General features: G+C 74.5%; 18 protein-coding genes. 8 read left to right on the top strand and 10 right to left on the bottom strand.

The window, feature by feature from the left end:
- Window positions 1-57 precede the first annotated feature (57 nt).
- The 6 genes from ASF18_RS04460 to ASF18_RS04435 all read right to left on the bottom strand — a co-directional run bounded on the left by ASF18_RS04460 (window position 58) and on the right by ASF18_RS04435 (window position 6,110).
- Window positions 58-1,122: a DNA polymerase III subunit delta' gene (locus ASF18_RS04460; RefSeq protein WP_056222243.1), complete on the bottom strand. Its 1,065-nt coding sequence runs from the start codon at window positions 1,120-1,122 to the stop codon at window positions 58-60.
- Window positions 1,112-1,843, bottom strand: coding sequence for a dTMP kinase (gene tmk, locus ASF18_RS04455; RefSeq protein ID WP_056222144.1), 732 nt, complete (start codon window positions 1,841-1,843; stop codon window positions 1,112-1,114). Before tmk ends, ASF18_RS04460 begins: the two co-directional genes overlap by 11 nt.
- On the bottom strand, window positions 1,840-3,066 hold the full coding sequence (locus ASF18_RS04450) for a D-alanyl-D-alanine carboxypeptidase family protein (RefSeq protein WP_056222141.1): 1,227 nt from the start codon (window positions 3,064-3,066) through the stop codon (window positions 1,840-1,842). Before ASF18_RS04450 ends, tmk begins: the two co-directional genes overlap by 4 nt.
- 169 nt (window positions 3,067-3,235) lie before the next feature.
- A complete protein-coding gene (locus tag ASF18_RS04445) occupies window positions 3,236-4,798 on the bottom strand; it encodes a septal ring lytic transglycosylase RlpA family protein (RefSeq protein WP_056349815.1) in 1,563 nt (520 codons plus the stop codon).
- Between the two features lie 363 nt (window positions 4,799-5,161).
- Window positions 5,162-5,488, bottom strand: coding sequence for a ribbon-helix-helix domain-containing protein (locus ASF18_RS04440; protein WP_056222132.1), 327 nt, complete (start codon window positions 5,486-5,488; stop codon window positions 5,162-5,164).
- Window positions 5,472-6,110 (bottom strand): ParA family protein, encoded by a 639-nt coding sequence (locus ASF18_RS04435; RefSeq protein WP_056222129.1) that lies wholly within the window; start codon window positions 6,108-6,110, stop codon window positions 5,472-5,474. The genes ASF18_RS04440 and ASF18_RS04435 overlap by 17 nt, the downstream gene beginning before the upstream one ends.
- Window positions 6,111-6,455: 345 nt before the next feature.
- Here ASF18_RS04435 and ASF18_RS04430 point away from each other — a divergent pair, with 345 nt between their 5' ends.
- Complete coding sequence (locus ASF18_RS04430; protein WP_244472573.1) at window positions 6,456-7,061, top strand: PAS domain-containing protein; 606 nt, start codon at window positions 6,456-6,458, stop codon at window positions 7,059-7,061.
- 15 nt (window positions 7,062-7,076) lie between these two features.
- On the opposite strand, the gene ASF18_RS04425 is transcribed toward ASF18_RS04430, so the two are convergent.
- Both ASF18_RS04425 and cobF read right to left on the bottom strand, forming a co-directional pair.
- Window positions 7,077-8,354 carry a hypothetical protein gene (locus ASF18_RS04425; protein ID WP_056349813.1) on the bottom strand — a complete coding sequence of 426 codons (1,278 nt, stop codon included), beginning with the start codon at window positions 8,352-8,354 and terminating at the stop codon, window positions 7,077-7,079.
- Between the two features lie 243 nt (window positions 8,355-8,597).
- Window positions 8,598-9,368 carry a precorrin-6A synthase (deacetylating) gene (gene cobF, locus ASF18_RS04420; protein WP_056349811.1) on the bottom strand — a complete coding sequence of 257 codons (771 nt, stop codon included), beginning with the start codon at window positions 9,366-9,368 and terminating at the stop codon, window positions 8,598-8,600.
- A 235-nt stretch (window positions 9,369-9,603) separates the two neighbouring features.
- Here cobF and ASF18_RS04415 point away from each other — a divergent pair, with 235 nt between their 5' ends.
- The 7 genes from ASF18_RS04415 (at window position 9,604) to ASF18_RS04385 (ending at window position 19,364) form a co-directional block, all read left to right on the top strand.
- Window positions 9,604-10,032, top strand: a complete 429-nt coding sequence (locus ASF18_RS04415) for a hypothetical protein (RefSeq protein ID WP_156649635.1) — start codon at window positions 9,604-9,606, stop codon at window positions 10,030-10,032.
- 94 nt (window positions 10,033-10,126) lie between these two features.
- Window positions 10,127-11,872, top strand: coding sequence for an HlyD family efflux transporter periplasmic adaptor subunit (locus ASF18_RS04410; RefSeq protein ID WP_056349806.1), 1,746 nt, complete (start codon window positions 10,127-10,129; stop codon window positions 11,870-11,872).
- An 11-nt stretch (window positions 11,873-11,883) separates the two neighbouring features.
- The gene (locus ASF18_RS04405; RefSeq protein ID WP_056349804.1) at window positions 11,884-15,015 is read left to right on the top strand and encodes an efflux RND transporter permease subunit; all 3,132 of its coding nucleotides are present in this window, start codon (window positions 11,884-11,886) and stop codon (window positions 15,013-15,015) included.
- 20 nt (window positions 15,016-15,035) lie between these two features.
- Window positions 15,036-15,476 carry a DUF305 domain-containing protein gene (locus ASF18_RS04400; RefSeq protein ID WP_056349801.1) on the top strand — a complete coding sequence of 147 codons (441 nt, stop codon included), beginning with the start codon at window positions 15,036-15,038 and terminating at the stop codon, window positions 15,474-15,476.
- A gap of 75 nt (window positions 15,477-15,551) precedes the next feature.
- Window positions 15,552-16,070 carry a (2Fe-2S)-binding protein gene (locus ASF18_RS04395; RefSeq protein WP_056222106.1) on the top strand — a complete coding sequence of 173 codons (519 nt, stop codon included), beginning with the start codon at window positions 15,552-15,554 and terminating at the stop codon, window positions 16,068-16,070.
- Window positions 16,067-17,140 (top strand): xanthine dehydrogenase family protein subunit M, encoded by a 1,074-nt coding sequence (locus tag ASF18_RS04390; RefSeq protein WP_056349799.1) that lies wholly within the window; start codon window positions 16,067-16,069, stop codon window positions 17,138-17,140. Before ASF18_RS04395 ends, ASF18_RS04390 begins: the two co-directional genes overlap by 4 nt.
- Window positions 17,133-19,364: a xanthine dehydrogenase family protein molybdopterin-binding subunit gene (locus ASF18_RS04385; protein ID WP_056349796.1), complete on the top strand. Its 2,232-nt coding sequence runs from the start codon at window positions 17,133-17,135 to the stop codon at window positions 19,362-19,364. Before ASF18_RS04390 ends, ASF18_RS04385 begins: the two co-directional genes overlap by 8 nt.
- Before the next feature lie 31 nt (window positions 19,365-19,395).
- On the opposite strand, the gene ASF18_RS04380 is transcribed toward ASF18_RS04385, so the two are convergent.
- Together ASF18_RS04380 and ASF18_RS04375 are read right to left on the bottom strand one after the other, a co-directional pair.
- Window positions 19,396-20,166: an anti-sigma factor gene (locus ASF18_RS04380; RefSeq protein ID WP_056349793.1), complete on the bottom strand. Its 771-nt coding sequence runs from the start codon at window positions 20,164-20,166 to the stop codon at window positions 19,396-19,398.
- On the bottom strand, window positions 20,163-20,687 hold the full coding sequence (locus tag ASF18_RS04375; RefSeq protein WP_056222237.1) for a sigma-70 family RNA polymerase sigma factor: 525 nt from the start codon (window positions 20,685-20,687) through the stop codon (window positions 20,163-20,165). The genes ASF18_RS04380 and ASF18_RS04375 overlap by 4 nt, the downstream gene beginning before the upstream one ends.
- Between the last annotated feature and the right edge of the window lie 268 nt (window positions 20,688-20,955).

Here is a 20,955-nt window from a genome sequence, read left to right as displayed (position 1 = left end):
TCAGGCCCCGGAATCGGGTCCCGGGATCACAGGACGGCGGGAGACGACCAGGCCCTGTCAGGCGGCGTCGCGGAGCGCGCCCGCCAGGTCGCCGAACAGGGACAGGACCAGCGGCCGGCGGTCGAGATTGTAGGTCGCGGCCTCCCGCGCGGCGCGGGCGATCTTGTCACACACCTCGACCAGGGCCGCAAGGCGGGCGGGCGGCGCGTGCCGGCGCCGGTCGAGCTCGGCCGAGACGAAGCGGAACACCGTGTCGAGGCTGGCCGCGAAGAGGTCGTCGGAGTCCCGCCCGCTGAGCTTCTCGGCCAGGGCCAGGATGCGGCGCCAGTCCGGGTGGTCGAGGCGGGCCAGCAGGGTCTCGACCTCCGCGACGAGGCTGGCCCGGGCGGGATCGAGCAGGGCGACGGCCTCGGCGACCGAGCCCTCCGAGAGCTGCGCCGCCCGGGCGAGCGCCTCGGGGCCAGGCTGCACGAAGGGCGGCGCGAAGCCGCCGATCACCCGCGCCACCTCGGCCTCCGCGAGGGGGCGCAGGGTCAGGGCCCGACAGCGCGAGCGGATGGTCGGCAGGAGCCGGCCCGGCGCGTGGCTGACGATGAGGAACAGGCAGCGGGGCGGGGGCTCCTCCACCATCTTCAGGAGCGCATTGGCGCTGTTGGCGTTGAGGTCCTCGGCGCTGTCGACGATGCAGATGCGGTAGCCCGCATTGCCCGCGGTGGAGCCGAACAGCGCGAGGGCGCCGCGGGCCGCATCCACCGAGATCCGGGTCGCCAGGGTCTTGGCCTGGGGGGCCCGGGTCCGGCGCAGGGCCACGAGGTTGGGATGCGACAGGGCCGCGACCTGGCGCGCCGCCGGATGGTCCGGGTCGACGGCGAGACTCGCGGGCGCCCCCTGCGCCGCCGGATGGGCGATGAGCCAGCGGGCGACCCGGTAGGCCAGCGTCGCCTTGCCGATGCCGCGCGGGCCGCCGATGAGCCAGGCATGGTGCAGGCGCCCCGAGGCGATCGCCGCGACGAAGGCGGCCTCCGCCTCGGCATGGCCGACGAGATCGCTCTGCTCGCGCGGGCGCGGGACTTCCGTCAGGTCTCCGGGCTCGACGTCCTCGGGGGCGCGCTCAGGCCGCATCGCCGTGCTCCGTCCCGGGGCGGTCGTCGCTCCGGCCATGGCCGGCCCGCGCGGGCAGCAGCCCGGGCAGGCGCTCGGCCACCACGGCGCGGATCGCGGCCTCGACGGCGTCGGCGGGCAGGGCGGCGTTGACGACGGCGCAGCGTCCGGGCTCCGCCGCCGCGATGGCGCGGAAGGCCGTGCGCAGGCGGGCATGGAAGGCCAGGGCCTCGGCCTCGAAGCGGTCGACCGCGCCCTCGGCACCCGCGGCGCGGCGCGCTTGCGCGCGCGCGAGCCCGAGCTCCGGCTCGCAGTCGAGGATCAGGGTCAGGTCGGGCCGGGTCGGGCCGACGACGACGCCCTCGAGGGCGACCAGCACATCCGGGTCCAGGCCGCCGGCCGCGCCCTGGTAGGCCCGGGTCGAATCGGCGAAGCGGTCGCAGAGCACGATCTCGCCCCGCCCCAGCGCCGGGCGGATCAGGGTGTCGAGGTGGTCGATCCGGGCGGCGGAGAACAGCAGGGCCTCGGCGAAGGGGCCGTAGGGCTTGGCCAGGCCCGCGAGCAGCGCCTCGCGGATCCGCTCGGCCTTGGGCGAACCGCCGGGCTCGCGCGTCGTCAGCACGGGGCGGCCGGATTCGGCACGCAGATGCGCGGCGAGGCGGCGGATCTGCGTGGACTTGCCGGCCCCCTCCCCGCCCTCGAAGGTGATGAAGGTCCCTCCCCCCGTCCCGGGCGCCGTCACGATTTCGCGCCGGCCTTCTCGAACGCCTTGCGGAACAGGCCGGTGCCGACCTCCCAGGCCGCGTCGAGGGCCCGCTGCGGGAGCGTGCCGGCCTCCACCGTGTCGCCGGCATAGAGCGGCTGGTCGAGGGCCTGGGTGTCGCCGCGGGTGATGCGCAGGCGGCCGATCTCGCGCCCCTGCTCGACCGGGGCGACCAGGGGGCCCTGATAGACCACCCGGGCGGTGATCTTGTCGCCGGAGCCCCGCGGCAGCAGCACCCGCACGGCCTTCTTGGCGACGAGGGGCACGCTGCCCGCCGCGCCGCCGTAGACGGAGGCCTCCGCCACGGTCTCACCGGCGGTGAAGACCTGGCGCGGCTCGAAGGCGCGGAAGCCCCACTCCATCAGCTTGCGCGATTCCGCCGCCCGGTCTCGGGCGGTCTTCAGCCCGCTCACCACCATGATCAGGCGCTGCCCGTTCTGCACCGCCGAGCCGGTGAGGCCGTAGCCGGATTCCTCGAGGTAGCCGGTCTTCAGCCCGTCGGCGCCGAGATCGAGCGTCAGCAGCGGGTTGCGGTTCTGCTGCTTGATCTTGTTCCAGGTGAACTCGCGCTCGGCGAAGATCTTGTACAGGTCCGGGTAGGTCTCGATCAGGTGCAGGGCGAGCTTGGCGAGATCGCGGGCGGTCACCTTCTGGTCGGGGGCCGAGTAGCCGGTCGCGTTGCGGAAGGTCGAGCGCGTCAGGCCGATCTCCCGCGCCCGCGCCGTCATCATCCGCCCGAAATTCTCCTCCGAGCCGGCGATGCCCTCGCCGATGGCGATGGCCGCGTCGTTGCCCGACTGCACGATGAGGCCGCGCAGCAGGTCGGACAGCTTGATGCGGCTGTTGAGCTGCGCGAACATCGAGGAGCCGCCGCCCCCCGCTCCGCCCCGGCGCCAGGCGTCCTCGGTGATCTGGAACTCCGAGTCCATGGTCAGCCGGCCCTGCCGGATCTCGTTGAACACGATCTCGGTGGTCATCAGCTTGGCCATGCTGGCCGGGGAGAAGAGCTCGTCGGCCCCCTTCTCGAACAGCACCGAGCCGGAATCGGCATCGATCAGGATCGCGTGGGGCGCCGCCGTCTGGAAGCTCTGGGCCAGGGCGGAGCCCGCCGCGAACAGGCTCAGCGCCGCGGCCAGGACCAGCCCCGACACCGCCGCGCGGCCCGCTCCGTTCCGACCCGCGAGGAGCTCTCTCACACTCATACCCTGTCTCACGCCCTGCCTCACGCCGCCCCGTGCATCGCCCCCACGATCAAGCGTGACGTTACAGGTATTTGGCGCCGAGATCGAACCCAAATCACGTGTGGGTCCCCTCGCGCGTCGATGGGTCCCGACGGCCGCGGACGCGCCGCATGCCGCCTCGGCGGGCGTCTCAGCGGGCCTCGGCGAACTGGGCGCGGGTCCGGGCCGGCGCCTTGGCGGCGAGAGCCGTTCGCGCCGCGGGGGTCGCCTTGGCCGGGGGCGCCCCCTGGGCCAGACCGGCGGCCTTGCCGGCCGGCTTGCCGACCGGACCGGCCTTGGCGACCGCGACGGGCTTGGCGACCGCGACGGCTTTGGCGACCGCGACGGCCTTGGGCGCCGCCTTGACCTCCGAAGCCATCCTGGCCTCCGAACCGGTCCTGGCCTCCGAACCGGTCCTGGCCTCCGAACCGGTCCTGGCGACCGCCATCCGGGCGACACCGGGCTGGTGGCCCGATCTCGGTCCGGCGGCCGACAGCCCGGCGGGAGCCGTCCGGGATGCGGGCGCCGGGGTCGCGGCGGCGAAGCGGGCGGTGGCGGCGCGGGGATCGCTCCTGGCCGGCGCCCCGCCGGCCTGGGCGACCGTCGCGAGCCCCTGCCCCTGCCCCAGCCCCTGGCCCTTGCCGGCCGGCGACGCGGCGGCGAGGCGGCTCGCGGTCGCGTGCGGCTCGGGCCGCGCCCCGGCGAGCCGCAGCGGCGGCGGGGTCAGGCTGAGGGGCGCGGGCCGGGCGGCGGCCAGGGTCTGGTGCGGCTCGGACGGGCTGTGCCGCACGGGCCGGAACCCCTCGGCCCGCAAAGCCGTCGGCTGCAGCGCGGCCGGGACCGCGACGGTGGCGGCGCTCGCCACCAGGATGGGGGCGGGCTTGGCCGGACGGGGCGCCGGCGCCGCCTCGGTCGCGGCGACCGGGGCGGCCTCGGCCGCGGGCTGGTCGTCGGCCTCCTTGAAGGCCAGGGCGGGGCGGCTCGCCCGGGCGAGGCGCTCGGCGGAGACCTGCGCCGTGTCCGGGCCGAGATCGGCCAGCATGACCGGCGAGGGGCCGTTGACGGCGGCGGGCCGGCCGTCGGTGCGCAGGGTGGCGAGGAGCTTGCGGTCGTCGCTGCCGGCGGTGGAGGCCTTGCCGGCATACTCGACGCGGACCCGTGCGGTGCCGCTGCGGCGGAATTCGAGCGCCTCGGCCACCTCCTCGGAGACGTCCATCAGGCGGTTGGCGTGATAGGGGCCGCGATCGTTCACCCGGACGATCATCGAGTGGCCGTTGGCGAGGTTGGTGACGCGGGCGTAGCTCGGCAGCGGCAGGGTCGGGTGCGCCGCGGCGATGGAGTGGCGGTCGAACACCTCGCCGTTGGCGGTCATGCGCCCGTGGAAGGCCGAGCCGTACCAGGAGGCCAGGCCCTCGCGCACATAGCCCTTGGCGTCCTCGCGCGGGACGTAGGTGCGCCCGGCCACTACGTAGGGCTTGCCCGAGAAGCGGCGGCCGCCCCCCTTCGGGATCACGTCGCCCTCGTTGTAGAGGCGCGGGCTGGCCTTGACGCCGTATTTCGGATCGAGGCTGGAGCCGGTTCCGGAGGCGCCCGCGAGCTTCTGCGGGGACTGCGCGCAGTTGGCCGTGGTGAGGGCCACGGCCGAGACCGCCAGCAGCCGCCAGAGCGGCAGCGGGGCCGGCCCCGGATGTCCCGGCTTCGTCGTACGCGCCATCGCGATGATCCGCCCCAGCCCCCGCCCCGATCCACAAAACACATTCGAGAGGGACCGCCGGCGGGCGAGAGCAGGACCGGACGAGCCCCCGGGACCGGCGCCCTGCGCCCTTCCCGAGACGGATAAGATTGTCCGAATGCCGTAAAGGAAGGCTGAACGCAGGCCTGTCCCGGCGGGGGGACCGGGCCGGGGCCGCGAGCCCGGACGGAGGCTCAGCCTGAGGATCGTCCGCCAAGCCTTTGCGAGATCGGTGAAAAATCCTGGTCCGATCGATCGCGGCCGCGGGCCGTCACGCACCGCACGAGGCTGATCCGAAACATCGGAAAGCCCCGGCAAGCTCTTGCTGCAGCTCTTCTTTCTTGCTCAGCGCCCGTCCGGCTCGTTGAGCTGGTCGATGGAGCGGGCGCCGCGCTGCTTGAACAGCAGATCCAGGGCCTCGAGCATCAGGCCGTGCATCTTGGCCCGCTCCGCATGGGCGATGTCGCGCAGCTGATCGTAGACCGGCGGCTCCAGGTAGACCGACATCTGACGGGCGCGCTGCTTCAGGGTGGCGGTGGGGCGCCGCAGCGGGGGCGCGCCGGTGTCGAGCTGGACGATTTCGGCGGTCTGCTGGGGGCCCTGGTGGGACTTGCCCGGCGGGGTCGAGGCGGCAACGATGGAGGCGAGACTCAGCTTAGGCGGCTTTGGCATGCTTGCTCACCTGCATGCGCTTCTCGATCCAGCTCCAGAGCTTGCGCACCTCGGAGGCGGCCTGGCCCTTCGGATTGAACTCGGTGACGCCCTGGCCGACGCCGATGGCGTCCTGGTGGTCGGTGCGGGCGACGATGTTCACGTCCGGCAGGATGCCGAGCACGGCGAGGCCGTCGGCGGCATCGCGGATGCGGTAGGAGCGGGGCGGGGTCTGGTTCAGCACGAAGGCGAACTTCTTCTCCAGCCGGTAGATCGCCGCGAGCGTCGGCTTGAAGGCGCGCAGGTCCGCCGGGGTCGGGCGGCACGGGATGACGCAGAGATCGGCCGCGCGGATCGCCGAGAGGGTGCCGGCGGAATCGACGCCGGGGGTGTCGATGAAGACGTAGTCGTAGGCGGAGTCGCGCAGCTGGGCCATCACGCCCTCGATCTGCGTCGCGTCGATCTGCGCCACTTCCGGGCCCTCGGCGGTGCGATGGTCGAGCCAGTCGCTGATCGTGGCCTGGCGGTCCATCTCGAGGATGCAGACCGAGAGGCCGCGCTCCTGGGCGGCGACCGCCAGGGAGATGCAGAGCGTGCTCTTGCCGCTGCCCCCCTTCTGGGTGACGAACGTGATGGCTTTCATCCTGGCATCCCTTCGCGAGCGTCGACGAGTTCGGGTGACGGTTGGGGGCGGACGGATCCGGCAGTCTGGATCGCCGGTGGACGGGGCGGTGGCCTTCCGTCCTGTGACCCAAGGATGCTGCGATCCCGGATGTCGCCGATCATGGTTAACCAACGGTTAAGCCCGGCGCGGCGGCGGAGATATGGACAGGCAATTTCAGGTTGCCGGTCTCGCGTGGAATTCGGCCTGGGACCCTTTTCGCAGCGAATCTTCCGCTCTAGGGTGCTGCACGCCCAGCGCTCTGTGCGGCCGTTCAGGCAACCTCAGGTCGTCTGCGCGGATCCGCTCCTGCCGGTGAGGAGACCCATGATGCGATCCCCGCCGCCGGAGTCGGAGGCCGACATTCCCGGGGGCCTGCGGGCGGCCCTCGCCGCCTCGGGCGTGGTCGGCGCCTGGGTGCACGACATCTGGGCGGACCGCCTCGTCGTCTCGGCCCCGGTGGCCCGGGCCGTCGGGTGGCCGCCGGAGGCGGGCGCGCGGGGCGTGCCGCTGGCGCGCTTCCTCGCCCGCATCCACGACGCGGACCGCGCGCGGGTCGACAACGCCCTCCACGCGGCGATCGCCCGGGGCGGCGCCTTCGCGGTGGCCTTCCGCACCCGCGGCCCGCGCCGGCTGGACCTGCGCCGGCTGGACCTGCGCCGGCTGGACCTGCGCGGACGCATCGAGGCCGACGCCGCGGGGACCCCGGCGCGGGCGCGCGGCATCGTCCTCGACCTGGCCGAGGACCGCGCGGACGGCCCCCGGGACCAGCATGCGGTGAACCGGATGGCCGAACACGCCATCGCCCTGCGCGGCCTCGCCGACGATCTCGCCCGGCCCGGCCTGTCGCGGCTCCTCGATCGCCTGATGGTGGAGATCGGCCTCGAGCTCGCCCGCCACCTCCGGGACAGTCCGGACGGCCAGCGGCACTGACACGAAGGGCCCGGATCAGCGGGGCAGGGCCGTGGCCTCCCGCGTCGGGTGGCCCCGGTGGCTCGCGAGCTCCCGCAGGATCGGCCCGGCTCCGGGCCGTGCCAGGGCCTCGGCGTAGGCCGCGATCAGGCCGGCGCAGTCCCGGGCGATGCGCGTCGTGCGCGCGGGCTCGGCAGCGGGCGCGGCCATCGCCGCGCCCGCCCCCTGCCCGGCCGCCCGGGCGAGCACGGTCGCGGCCGCATCGTCGTCCAGGATGTCCTGCGCCGCCAGGAGGTTGCCCGCTCCGCCGATGCTGAGGCAGACCTGCGGGTCGGCCCGGCGCATCGCCCGCAGGAGAACGCGGCCGGTGGCGACCCAGGTGGCGTCGTCGGCGCCGCGCAGGATACGGGCGATGGCGCGCGCGGCCCCCGCCCGCAGGCGGTCCAGGGCCGCGCCCTCGGGCAGGCCGGCCCGGTAGCCGTCGAGATAGGCGGCCGCCAGCGCGTCGAGGACGTCGCCCCGCCCCGCGAGGGCGCCCCGCCCCGCGAGGGCGCCGAGGAGCGGCAGCGCGCCCAGGATCGCCGCCCGGGCGCCGGCGGAACTCGGATCGTCGTCGAGGGTGGAATCGGGGAAGCGGTCGGTGTCGACCAGCGCGGTGGCGACCCGCGCCCGGATCAGGCGGGCGGGCTCGGGGATCCACAGGCTGTCGGAGGCCACGGCGAGGGCCTCGGCGGCGAAGGCCGGGTCGACGCCGGCGGCCAGGTAGGCCGCCCGCTCGGCCGAGGCGTCGGCCTGCACCACCTGGCCGAACAGGCCGGGATCGTAGGGGGCATGGAAGCCGAGGCGGCCGTCCGTCACGAGGTAGCGCTCGGCCCCGCGCACGAAGGCCAGGGTGCAGGCGGAGACGCAATAGTCCGGCACGTAGGTGGCAAGGCCCCGGGCGGCGATGAGGTCGCCGATCGCCGTCGCCTCCTCCACGAGGCCGCCCTCGCTGGTGAGATGGATGCGCGTCACCTCCGGATGGATCGCCAGCAGGGCTGCGAGGCGCGCGGCCGTCCCGGCCCCGATCACCCCGGCGAACCGGATGTCGCGCCCCTCCGGCCCGAGGGCGATGCGCGCTGGGGGCCCGGGCTCCTGCGTGTGGAAGCGGTCCTCCAGGTGCAGGGACAGGGCGGTGTAGGCCGCGCCGAGGGCGGGAAGCGCCCCGGCGGCCGCCAGGACGGCGCAGGCGACCCCGGCGACCAGCACCGCACAGAGCGTCCGCGCGCGCCCCTGCCCTCCGAACCCGTCCGCCCGAACCTCGTGCGCCGCCATCCGCAAGCCCTCCCGATCCTGGCCCGCGACAGTCGTCGTCGCGGCCGGATCGGACGATTATTGGCCCGGCGAAGTCTCGTGCAAACACCCGGCCAAGTCTCGGACAGTCACGGGTCGCGCCAGCTTTGGAGGAAAGGGATTTTTGTTGATGTGTCCCTGCGGCGACGCGGGAGAATCCCCTGTCGGTCGGGCAGGAGGCCGGAGGATCCTTCCGGCGGATGGGCGACCATGTCGCAGGGGGGCTCAGTCCGCGCTGGCCGGCTCGGGCGGGCGCAGGAGATAGGTGTCCATGATCCAGCCGTGCCGGGCGCGGGCGGCCGCGCGGACGGCGCCGATCTCGTCGGCCACGTCGCCGAGGCGGCCCGAGACCAGGATCTCGTCGGCGGTCCCGAGGAAGGCGCCCCAGTAGATGGTCAGGTCCGGGTCGAGATGGTCGAAGCGGGGCCGGCCGTCGAGCATCACCACGGTGGCGTCGCTGCCCGCGGGCAGGCCGCCGGCGATCTGCCGGCCGGTGGTGATGGTGATCGGCCCGCCGATGCGGTTGAGGGGGATGCGGTGGCCGGCCGCGAGCGCCTGGACGCTGGTGATGCCCGGGATCACCCGGACCGCGAGGTCCAGGGTTCGGCGCGCCCGGATGCGGTCGAGGATGCGGAGCGTGCTGTCGTAGAGGGAGGGATCGCCCCAGACCAGGATGGCGCCGCAGCCCTCCGGGCCGAGTTCCGCCGCGATCATCGCCTCGTAGAGCGCCGCGCGCGCGGCGTGCCAGGCCTCGACGGTGGCTCCGTAATCGGACGGATTGCGGTCGCGCTCGGGATCCTGGGCCTCGACGAAGCGGTAGGGCCTGTCCGTGAGATACCGGCTGCAGATCTCCCGGCGCAGGTCGACGAGGTCGGCCTTCGCGCGGCCCTTGTCGAGGGCGAAGACCACGTCGGCGGTGTTGAGGGCGCGGATCGCCTGGATCGTCATGTGCTCGGGGTTGCCGGTGCCGATCCCGATCACCAGGAGAGTTCTCATCGCGCGCCGTCCTCCGCTGCCGCCTGCAGGCGGTGCCGCCCGAAGGCGGAGCCTCCGGGTCGCCCGCTTAGAGCATGCGGCGGGGGAGGGGAACCGGTGCCGCGAGAAACCCCGTGCGTTCCCAGCCTCTTAGGTCGAGCCGGGGTGCCCGCGGGCACGCCCTGCGCGAAAACCGGCCTGTCGTCGCCCGGCGCGGTGTGCTATGTCGGTCGTTGATATGATGCGCGTCCGGCACATGGCACTCTGGCTCGCGGCGGTGATCGTGCTGATCGCCGTCGGCCTCATGCCGTCCGGCGCCGAAGCCCATGCGGGCCATCCGCACGCCGCGGGTGTGACCGCGACCGCCCCCTCCCCCGCCGTCTCGGCGGAGGCCCGGCTCGGCGGCGAAGACCGGATCCTCCTGCCGCGGGCCGCGATCCGGACCCGCGTGGTGCTGGCCGCCGCCCCGATCAAGGCGCTGAGCACCGGCGCCTGCGACGGCCTCTGCGGCCATGCCGGCTGCCGCAGCTCGAACGCCTGCTGCACCGGGGCCGGGCTCGCCCCGGACAGCGACGCCGTGGCCGGCCCGCGCGGGCCCGGCGACCGCGCCCTGGCACGCGCCCTCCCCGCCCGGACGGACATCGTCCCGGAAACCCTCCCCGAACCGCCTCGATTCGACGCCTGACGCTGCCGCGCGTCCCATGAGGCCCGCGAGACTCCCGATGGAGGCTCGCGGCCGGGACGCCGTTCCGTGCTCCTCGGCGAAAGACTCCCGGTCCATGTTCCGTTGCCTCGCGGCCGCCCTGCGCGCGCTCGCCCTCCTCGTCGCCCTCGCGCTCCCCGCCCTGCCCGTCCTGTCCGGGGCCGCCCTCGCCCATGAGGGCCACGATCATGGTGCGGACGCGCCGCCGGCTCCGGCCGCGACGGCCCCGCGGGCGGAGGCCGTCTCCGAGCGCTTCGAGCTCGTCGCCGTGGTGCAGGGCACCGATCTCGTGCTCTACCTCGACGCCTTCGCCACCAACGCCCCCGTCCCGGAGGCGGGCGTCGCCGTGATGACGCCCGAGGGCCGGCGCAAGGCCGCCGAGACCGCGCCCGGCACCTACCGCCTCGCGGCGCCCTGGCTCGCGGCCGGGACCGACCACGACCTCGTCGTCGGCGTCTCGGCCGAGGGCCGCACCGACCTCCTCGACCTCGATCTCCACCTGGCCGCCCCGATCGCGGCCCCGACCGCCGGACCTTCGGCCTCGGGCGCCGCCGCCTCGGCCACGGCCCTGGCCGATCGCCTCGCGCGGCAGAGCCCGGCGGCGCTGGCGGCCGGCGGCTTCCTGATGGGGCTCGGGGCGTTCGCCCTGGCGCTCCGGCGCCGCGCGGGCCAGTCTCTGGCCGTGATCCTGGCCGTCCTCCTCGCCGTCGGGGCGACGCTGGTGCTCGCCCTGTTCCTCGGCGGCGCGGCGCAGGCGCACGAGGGCCACGGCCCCGACCAGACGCAGCCGCCCGTCACCCCGGCGGCGCTCACCGGCGGCACCCTGATGGAGCGGGCGCGCCGCCTGCCCGACGGCTCGGTCTTCGTGCCGAAGTCGCTGCAGCGGCTGCTGGCCCTGCGCACCGGCCTGACGGCGCAAGCCTCCGTCACCCGGAGCGTCGCGTTGCCGGGCCGGATCATCCCTGACCCGAATGCCAGCGGCGTGGTGCAATCCTCCGTCGGCGGCCGGCTGGCGCCGCCGGAGCGGGGCTTTCCCCGCCTCGGCACCCGGGTGGCGCGCGGCGAGGTGCTCGCCACCGTGACGCCGCCGGTCCAGGCGGTGGACGTCTCCGACATGCGCCAGCGCCAGGGCGAGCTTGACCAGCAGATCGCCATCCTGGAGCGCCGGGTCGGGCGCTTCGAGCGGCTCTCCACCACCGGCGCGGTGGCGCAGACCCAGCTCGACGACGCCCGCTCGGAACTCGGCGGCCTGCGGGACCGCCGCGCCGCCCTCGACGCCATCCGGCGCGAGCCCGAATCCCTCGTCGCCCCCGTCGACGGCGTCATCGCCGAGGCGAACGCGGTGGCGGGCGCCATGGCGGCCCCCGGCACCGTGGTCTACCGCATCGTCGATCCGGGCAAGCTTTGGGTCGAGGCCCTGAGCTTCGAGGCGCTGGCCGAGGGCAGCCGGGCCACCGCGCGCCTGGGCGACGGCGGCACCCTGCAGCTCGCCTATCGCGGCACGGGGCTCGCGGACCGCAACCAGGCGGTGCCGGTCCAGTTCGCGGTGGAGGGCGAGGCGAAGGGCCTGCGCCTGGGCCAGTTCGTCACCGTGCTGGCCCCCGTCGGCCAGGCCCGCCCCGGCCTGCCGGTGGCGCGCTCCGGCGTCGTGCGGGCGGAGGGCGGCAGCCTCGTCTACGAGCACGTCAGCGCCGAGCGCTTCCTCGGCCGCCCGGTGCGGGTGGCGCCGCTGGATGCCGACCGGATGCTGGTGGAGGACGGGATCGCGGCCGGGCGCCGCGTCGTCGTCCAGGGCGCCGAGCTCCTCGACCAGATCCGCTGAGGAGAGGCCCGATGTTCGAGACCATCGTCGCGCAGTCCCTGCGCAACCGCCTGCTCGTGCTGGCGCTGGCCGCCGCCCTGGTGCTGACCGGGCTCCTCGCCCTGACCCGCCTGCCCGTCGACGTGCTGCCGGACCTCAACCGGCCCACCGTCACGGTGATGACGGAGGCGGAAGGGCTCGCGCCCCCGGAGGTCGAGCAGCGCGTCAGCTACCCGATCGAGACCCGGATGAACGGCCTGCCCGGCGTCACCCGGGTGCGCTCGGTCTCGGGCATCGGCCTGTCCATCGTCACCGTCGAGTTCGCCTGGGACGCCGACCTCTACCGGGCGCGCCAGTTCGTGGCCGAGCGCCTGGCGCTGGCCCGCTCGGAGCTCCCCGCCGACGTGATGCCCCAGATGGGGCCGGTCTCGTCGATCATGGGCGGCATCCTGCTGGTGGCGGTGACCTCCGAGACCGCGAGCCCGATGCAACTGCGCGAGACCGCCGACTTCACCATCCGGCCGCGCCTCCTGTCCATTCCGGGCGTGGCGCAGGTCATCCCGATCGGCGGCGCGGTGCGCCAGTTCCGGGTGGCGCCGAACCCCGCCGCCATGCGGGCCCTGGGCGTCACCCATGCCAGCCTGACCCAGGCCCTGGAGGGCTTCGGCACCAATGCGGGCGGCGGCTTCACCGATGCGGGGGCCCGCGAGGTGCTGATCCGCGCCATCGGCCGGACCATCGACCTCGACGACCTGCGCAACCTCGTGGTGGGCACGCCCGCGGGTCCGGTCTACCTGCGGCAGGTGGCGGAGGTGGATTTCGCGCCCCGGCCCCGGCGCGGCGATGGCGGTTACCTGGGCAAGCCCGCCGTCATCGTCTCGGTGGAGAAGCAGCCGGGCGTCGATACGGTGCGGCTGACGAAGACCGTGGAAGAGGCGCTGGCCCAGCTCGGCCCCAGCCTGCCGCCCGGGATCCAGGCCGACAAGGTGCTGTTCCGGCAGGCGGATTTCATCGAGACCTCCCTGCACAACGTGGTCCAGGTGCTCCTCGAGGCCGTCGCCGTGGTGGCTTTGGTGCTGTTCGCCTTCCTGATGAACGCGCGCACCACCCTGATCTCGCTCACCGCGATCCCGGTCTCGATCCTCGCCACGGCGGCGATCTTCTCCGCGCTCGGGCTGTCCATCAACACGATGACGCTGGGCGGCCTCGCCATCGCCATCGGCGAGCTCGTCGACGACGCGGTGGTGGATGTCGAGAACATCCTGCGGCGCCTGCGCGAGAACCGTCACGAGGGCGCGCCCCGCTCGGCCTTCGCGGTGATCGTGGCGGCCTCCAACGAGGTCCGCTCCGGCATCGTCTACGCGACCGTGATCATCTGCCTCGTCTTCGTGCCGCTCTTCGCCCTGTCGGGCATCGAGGGCCGGCTCTTCGCCCCCCTGGGGCAGGCCTACATCATCGCGATCCTGTCGAGCCTGCTCGTCTCGCTCACCCTGACACCCGCCCTCGCCTCCTGGCTGCTCCCCGGCCTGAAGACCCTGGAGGCGCCGGAGGGCCGGCTGATCCGCGGTCTCAAGGCCGGCAACGGCCGCCTCGTCGCGTTCGCCTTCGGTCACCCGCGCGCCGTGATGGCGGCGGCCGTGCTCGGCGTCGGTGCGGCGGCCTTCGCCGCCACCACGCTGCCGCGGGCCTTCCTGCCGGCCTTCAACGAGGGCTCGTTCACCGTCAACCTCGCCTTCACGCCGGGCATCTCCCTCGCCGAATCGAGCCGGATCGGCGCCATCGCCGAAGGTCTGGTCCTCGACATCCCGGAGGTGGACCGGGTCGGGCGCCGCACCGGCCGGGCCGAGCTCGACGAGCATGCCGAGGGCGTCCACTCCACGGACCTGGAGATCGCGATGAAGCCCGGCGGGCGGCCGCGCGCGGCCATCGTGGCGGATCTGCGGGCGCGCCTGGGCGTGCTGCCGGTCTCGCTCAATGTCGGCCAGCCGATCTCGCACCGCCTCGACCACATGCTCTCGGGCGTCCGGGCCGAGATCGCCCTCAAGCTGTTCGGCGAGGACCTCGACGGCCTGCGGCGCACGGCCGAAGCCCTCACGACCGCGTTCGAGACGATCCCCGGCATCGCCGACCTGTCCATCGAGAAGCAGGTCCGGATCCCGCAGCTCGAGGTCCGGGTCGATTCCGGACGCGCCGCCCTCTACGGCATCGCCCCCGGCGCCGTGGTCGAGGCGGTGAGCCGGCTGGCCAACGGCCGGGTGGTCTCGACCCTGGTGGACGGCCTGCGCCGCTACGACGTCACCCTGCGCCTGCCGGAATCCGGCCGCTCGGTGGCGGCACTCCGCGAACTCCTCATCGAGACGCCCACCGGCTGGGTACCGGCCCATGCGCTGGCCGACATCACCGAGCGCGACGGCCCCAACCAGATTCTTCGCGAGAACGGCCGGCGCAGGCTGGTCGTGCAGGCCAACACCCAGGCGGGCGCGGACGGCGCGGCGGTGGCCGCCGCCATGGCCGACACGCTGGCGCGCACGACGCTCCCCCAGGGCATCACCGCGAGCCTGGAGGGCGCGTTCCAGGCGCAGGGGGAGGCGACCCGCACCATCGGGCTCCTCAGCCTCGTCTCGCTGGCCCTGGTCTTCGCCCTGCTGGCGAGCCGCTACCGCTCCGGCGTGCTCGCCCTCATCGTCATGGGCAACGTGCCGCTCGCCCTCATCGGCAGCGTCGCGGCGCTCTTCCTCGCCGGGCTGCCCCTCTCGGTGGCCTCGATGATCGGCTTCGTGACGCTCACCGGCATCGTCGCCCGCAACGGCATCCTGAAGATCAGCCACATCCTCAACCTCGGCATCGCCGAGGGCCTGCCCTTCGGGCCGGCCCTGGTGCTGCGGGCCAGCAACGAGCGGCTGGTGCCCGTCCTGATGACGGCGCTGGCCGCCGGCATCGCCCTGGTGCCCCTCCTCGTCGACGGCACGGCGCCCGGCAAGGAGATCCTCCACCCCGTCGCGGTCACGATCTTCGGCGGCCTCTTCAGCGCCACCCTCCTCGACGCGGTGCTCACCCCCGTCCTCGTCCTGCGCTTCGGCCGGGGCGCCTTCGCCCGCCTCCAGGCGGCGCAAGGCCCTGCCTCGGCGCCGGCCGCGGGCGCCCCCGCCCCGGCCCTGTTCTGATCTCCCGGAGACCGACCCCCATGAAGACCGCCGCCGCCGTCCTCGCCACCCTCGCCCTCTTCGCCCTGACGGGCGCCGCCCCGGCCCATGAGGATCACCCCGCGGGGGATGGCCACGACCACGGCCACGCCACACCGGGCCATTCGCACGCGGAAAAACCGGCCGGCGCGGCGAAGGCCGGCGCATCCCCCTCCACCAGGGCGTTCCAGGAGGCCGCCATGCGCATGCACGGCGACATGGACATCCGCTATTCCGGCGATGTCGACCGCGATTTCGCCGCCGGCATGATCCCGCACCATGCCGGCGCCATCGCCATGGCCCGGGTCGCCCTGCAATACTCGAAGGACCCGGAGGTCCGGGCGCTCGCCGAGCGCATCGTCACGGCGCAGGACACCGAGATCGCGCAGATGCGGGCCATCCTGGCGCGCAAGGAGGCGGAGGCGAAGGCCGCCGCGCGCTGAAGGCCCCCCTGGTCGGGCACCGCGCCGGTTCTATCTGGAGCCTTTCCAGACAAGCCGGCCGGAGGTGTCCCCCGCATGAGCTTTCCCATCACGCTGACCGTGAACGGCGTGCGCCGCAGCGTCGTCCTGGAGGATGCGCGCGTCACCCTCCTCGACCTGTTGCGCGAGCGCCTCGACCTCACCGGGGCCAAGAAGGGCTGCGACCGGGGCCAGTGCGGGGCCTGCACCATCCTCCTCGACGGCGTCCGGGTGAATGCGTGCCTGGCGCTCGCCGTCAGCCACGACGGGGCCTCGATCACCACCATCGAGGGCCTCGCCGCGGGCGACGCCCTGCACCCGGTCCAGGCCGCCTTCCTGGAGCATGACGGCTTCCAGTGCGGCTTCTGCACCCCGGGCCAGATCCTCGGCGCGGTCGGGCTGATCCAGGAGGGCCAGACCGGGGGCGACCCCGAGCGGGTGCGCGAGGGCATGAGCGGGAATCTCTGCCGCTGCGGCGCCTATGCGGGCATCACGCAAGCCGTGCTCACCGCCCATGCGGCGATGAGCGGGCCGGACGTCCTGCCCGGCCGCCAGCTCGCGGAGGATGCGGCGTGAAGGCCTTCGACTACATCCGCGCCACCAGCGTCGCCGAGGCGGTGGCGGCCGCCGCCCGGCCGGGGGCGGCCTATCTCGCCGCCGGCACCAACCTCGTCGACCTGATGAAGGGCGGGATCAGCCGGCCCGACACCCTCGTCGACGTCACCCGCCTGCCCGGCCTCGACCGCATCGAGCGCGGCGCCGACGGGTCGACCCGGATCGGCGCCCTGGTGCGCAACGCGGCCCTGGCGCACGACGCGACCATCGCCCGGCGCTACCCGGCGCTCGCCGAAGCCCTGCTCTCGGGCGCCTCGGGCCAGCTCCGCAACGCCGCCACCACCGCCGGGAACGTGCTGCAGCGGACCCGCTGCCAGTATTTCTACGACACCGCCAGCGCCTGCAACAAGCGCGACCCCGGCGCCGGCTGCGCGGCGCTGGGCGGCGTCACCCGGAGCCACGCGGTGTTCGGCTGGAGCGATCACTGCATCGCCACCCACCCGTCCGACTTCTGCGTGCCGCTCGCCGCCCTCGACGCCACCGTCGAGATCGCGGGGGCCGGCGGCACCCGCTCCGTGCCCCTGGAGGCGTTCCACCGCCTGCCCGGCGATCACCCGGAGCGCGAGACCGTGCTGGAAGCGGGCGACCTCGTCGTCGCCGTCACCCTGCCCCCCGAGGCGGAGGCCTTCGCCGGGCACAGCCGCTACCTCAAGGTCCGCGAGCGCACCTCCTACGCCTTCGCGGTGGTGTCGGCGGCGGTGGGTCTGGCGATGGACGGGGACCGGATCGGGCAGGCCCGCATCGCGCTCGGCAGCGTCGCCCTGAAGCCCTGGCGCGCCCGGGCGGCAGAGGATCTGCTGGCCGGTGCCGCCCCCACGCCCGAGACCTTCGCGAAGGCGGCCGAGGCGGCGCTGGCCGACGCCAAGCCCTCGGGGGACAACGCCTACAAGATCGAGCTCGCCCGCCGCATCGTGGTCCGCGCGCTCACCCTGGCGGCCGCCGGCACCCCGGACCGCGTCCCCGCGCTGCCGGCCAGTCCCTTCGCTCCCCATCCCCTCATCCCTTCGGCCGGAGCCCCCGCCCATGCCTGAGCGTCAGCGCCACGGCGCCTCCATCGGCCAGCCGCTCACCCGGCGCGACGGCCATGCCAAGATCACCGGGGCGGCCCGCTACAGCGCGGATTTCCGGCCCGAGGGCCTGGCCCACGCGGTGATGGCGGTGAGTGCGGTCGCCCGCGGCCGGGTCACCCATCTCGACGTCGCGGCGGCGGAGGCCCATCCCGGCGTCGTCGCGGTGATGACGCCGCAGAACGCCCCGGCGCTCGCCCAGTCGCCGGACCTGAAGGACAATCCCTTCGCCTTCCGCCTCGACCTCCTGCAGAACGACGGCGTGCGCTACGCCAACCAGCCGATCGCGGTGGTGATCGCCGAGACGCTGGAGGCCGCCACCGAGGGCGCGGCCCTGCTGGCGCCCCGCTACGATTCGGAGCCCGTCAGCGTCGCCCTCGGGGCCGGCGAGATCTTCCGCCCCGAGACCGTCGGGGCCGGCTCGGCCACCGACGAGGGCTCGGGCGACCTCGCCGCCGGCATGGCGGCGGCCGAGACCCGGATCGAGGCGACCTACGACACGGCCGCGCAGTACCACAACGCATTGGAGCCCCATGCCAGCGTGGCCGCGTGGGACGGCGACCGCCTAACCCTCTACACGCCGACCCAGGCGCTCTGGATCGCCAAGGGCCGGCTCGCCGGCCTGTTCGGCATTCCGCCCGAGAACATCCACGTGGTCTGCCACTATCTCGGCGGCGGCTTCGGCTCGAAGGGCTTCATCGCCGCGCCGCAGATCCTCGGCATTATGGCGGCAAAGCTCGTGGGACGCCCCGTCAAGCTGGTGACCCGGCGCGAGCAGATGTTCGGCCCGGTCGGCCACCGCGCCGCCACGCGCCAGACCCTGAAGCTCGGCGCCTCCCGGGACGGCACCCTCACGGCCCTCGACCACCACACCCTGACCCTGACGAGCCGGCACGACGACTTCATCGAGCCCTCCGGCATCCTCTCGCGCCACCTCTACGCGGCCGGCGCGATCGCCACCACGCACGCGGTCTCCCGGGCCGATATCGGCACCCCGATCTTCATGCGGGCCCCCGGCGAGGCCTCGGGCAGCGTCGCGGTGGAGAGTGCGCTGGACGAGCTGGCCCTCGAGCTCGACCTCGATCCCCTGGAGATCCGCCTGCGCAACTACGCGGAGGTCGAGCCGATCACCCATCGGCCCTTCTCCTCGAAGGCGCTGCGCGAATGCTACGCCCAAGGAGCCGCGCGCTTCGGCTGGGCCGCCCGCCCGCGCCAGCCGCGCCAGATGCGCGACGCCGACGGGCTCCTCGTCGGCTGGGGCCTCGGCACCGCCACCTACCCGGCCGGGATGATGCAGGGCGAGGCCCGCGCCACGATCCGGGCCGACGGCACGGGGCTCATCGAGACCGCCGCCCAGGACATGGGCCAGGGCGCCTGGACGGTGCTGGCGCAGATCGGCGCCGACGGGCTCGGCCTCCCGATTACCCAAGTCGAGCTGCGCATCGGCGATTCGAACCTGCCGAACGGCGGCCTGGCCGGCGGCTCCACCGGCACCGCCACCAGCGGCACGGCGGTGGACAACGCCGCGCAGGGCGCCATCGCCGCCCTGGCGGAGCTCGCCGTCACCGATCGGGCCTCGCCCCTCTACGGCGCCGGCAATGCCGGCGTCACCGCCGCCGACGGCCGCCTCGCCCGCCGGGACGACCCCGCCCGCTCCGAATCCTTCGGCGAGATCCTGGCCCGCGCCGGCAGGACCTCCGTCGAGGCCAAGGGACAGGGCGCGGGCGACCCCGCATCGCGAAAGACCTACGCGATGCACGCGCACGGGGCGGTCTACGCGGAGGTGAAGGTCGACCCCGACCTCGGCCAGATCCGGGTGACGCGCCTCGTGGGCGCCTTCGCGGCCGGGCGGATCATCAACCCGCATCTCGTGCGCAGCCAGTATTACGGCGGCATGATCTGGGGCGTGTCCCTGGCCCTGCACGAGCACGCGTTGCTCGACCCGCGCTCGGGTCGGGTGATGAACGGGAATCTCGCCGAGTACCACATCCCGGTGAACGCCGACGTGCCCGCCATGGAGGCGATCCTGGTGGAGGAGCACGACCCGCACGTGAACCCGCTGGGCATCAAGGGGGTGGGCGAGATCGGCATCACCGGCACCGCCGGCGCCATCGCCAACGCGGTCTGGCACGCCACCGGCGTGCGGGTGCGCGACATCCCGATCACCCTGGACAAGCTGCTGGGGTGAGGCGCAGGGCCGGCCGTCCCGGGCCCGCCGCCTATTCGCGGATCAGCGGGCCGGAATAGACCACCGGCCCGGTCGGCTGGCCGGTGGGCGAGCCACCCGCCGGCTCGACGGAGACCGCGAAGGTGCCGCCCGCCAGCGCGCCGGCCTCGGCCGGCAGGGCCAGCGCCTTGTCCAGCACCCTGGCGTCGGTGCCCACGAGGCCGAGGGTCTTCGGGGCCGCGCCGGCGCCGACGTACCAGAGTTCCAGGCTGTGCCCCGCCGGGGCCTGCGCCCCCACCGGGCGCACCCGGGCGGTCCCGGCCCGGGTGTCGATGCTGACGAGGAGCGCCGGGGCCTCGCCGCCGCGGCTGACCACCGCCACGTAGCGCCCGTCGCCCTCGCCCGGCCCGGTGCCGGGGCGCGGTCCGCCGACGGCGATGAACAGGGCGAGCCCCGCCGCCAGGGCGGCCGCCGTGCCGGCGGTCAAGCGCCAGCGCCGGAGGGCGCCCTGCAGGGCGCCAATGCGGTCGTCGTTGGCGGCGGGTCCGAGATCGCCGCCCGGATGGACGTCGATCGTCGAGGCGGGACGCGGCCCGTCGGCGGCGAGCCGCCGGGCGATCGCCGGCCAGACCTCCGGCCCCGGCACGACCTCGGGTGCCCCGAGGGCGAGGGGCGCGAGGCGGCGTTCCCAGGCGTCGCGCGCCGCGCGGGCGGCGGGGTCCACGGCGAGCTCGAGATCCACCGCCGCCCGCTCGGGCAGCGGCAGGGTGCCGAGCACGTACTCGGCCAGGCGCAGGTCGCGCTCCTCCGGATCGGGGGTCATGGGGCACCGTCCAGGCAGCCGCGCAGGGTCGCGAGGCCGCGATGCAGCCAGGTCTTGATGGTGCTCACGGGGCGGTCGTAGCGCAGGGCGAGATCCTCCCGGGACTGGCCCTCGCAATAGGCCAGCACGATGCAGTCGCGGTGCAGCGCCTCGAGCCGGCCGAGGCAGGCCTGGAGGGCGTTGCGCCCGAGGATCGCGCCCTCGCTGTCGTGGGGGTCGGCCAGCCGCTCCACCCAATCCTCCCCGTCCTCGGTCACCGGCCCCTGCGTCTCGCTTCGCCGCCGCACCCCGTCGATCGCCCGGTTGCGGGCGATGGTGCAGAGCCAGGCCAGCGGCCGTCCGGCCGCCGGGCTGTAGGTGGCGGCCTTCTGCCAGATGCGCAGGAACACGTCCTGCAGCACGTCCTCGGCCAGGCCGCGATCGGACTGGATACGCAGGACCACGCCGAGAAGTTTCGGGGCCGTCCGATCATAGAGGGTCCGCAGGGCGGCCTCGTCGCGCCGGGCGATCCGGGCGATCAGATCGACGAGGACCGCATCGGTGCGCGCCGGATCGTCCGCCGAGGGACCATCGGGCTGGGAACCGCCACGCGGGGGGCCGTCACGCAGGGGACTTGCACGCAACGGCTGGGCTTCCTCTGTCTCCGGCGCGCGCGGGATCGGTCCGGCGACGGTGCTTCGGATGGCACCGTCTCAACCCAGGTTAACCGAGGCGGCGCCGGTGCGCCACTGCGCGCGTCAGCGGCACGCGTAGAGCAGGCGACTGCGCGCGCCTCAGCGGCGCTCGTAG

Source organism: Methylobacterium sp. Leaf89, assembly GCF_001422215.1.
Classification (GTDB): Bacteria; Pseudomonadota; Alphaproteobacteria; order Rhizobiales; family Beijerinckiaceae; genus Methylobacterium.
Note: the sequence above shows the minus strand (reverse complement) of the source record. Positions and strands in the feature narration are given on the sequence as shown.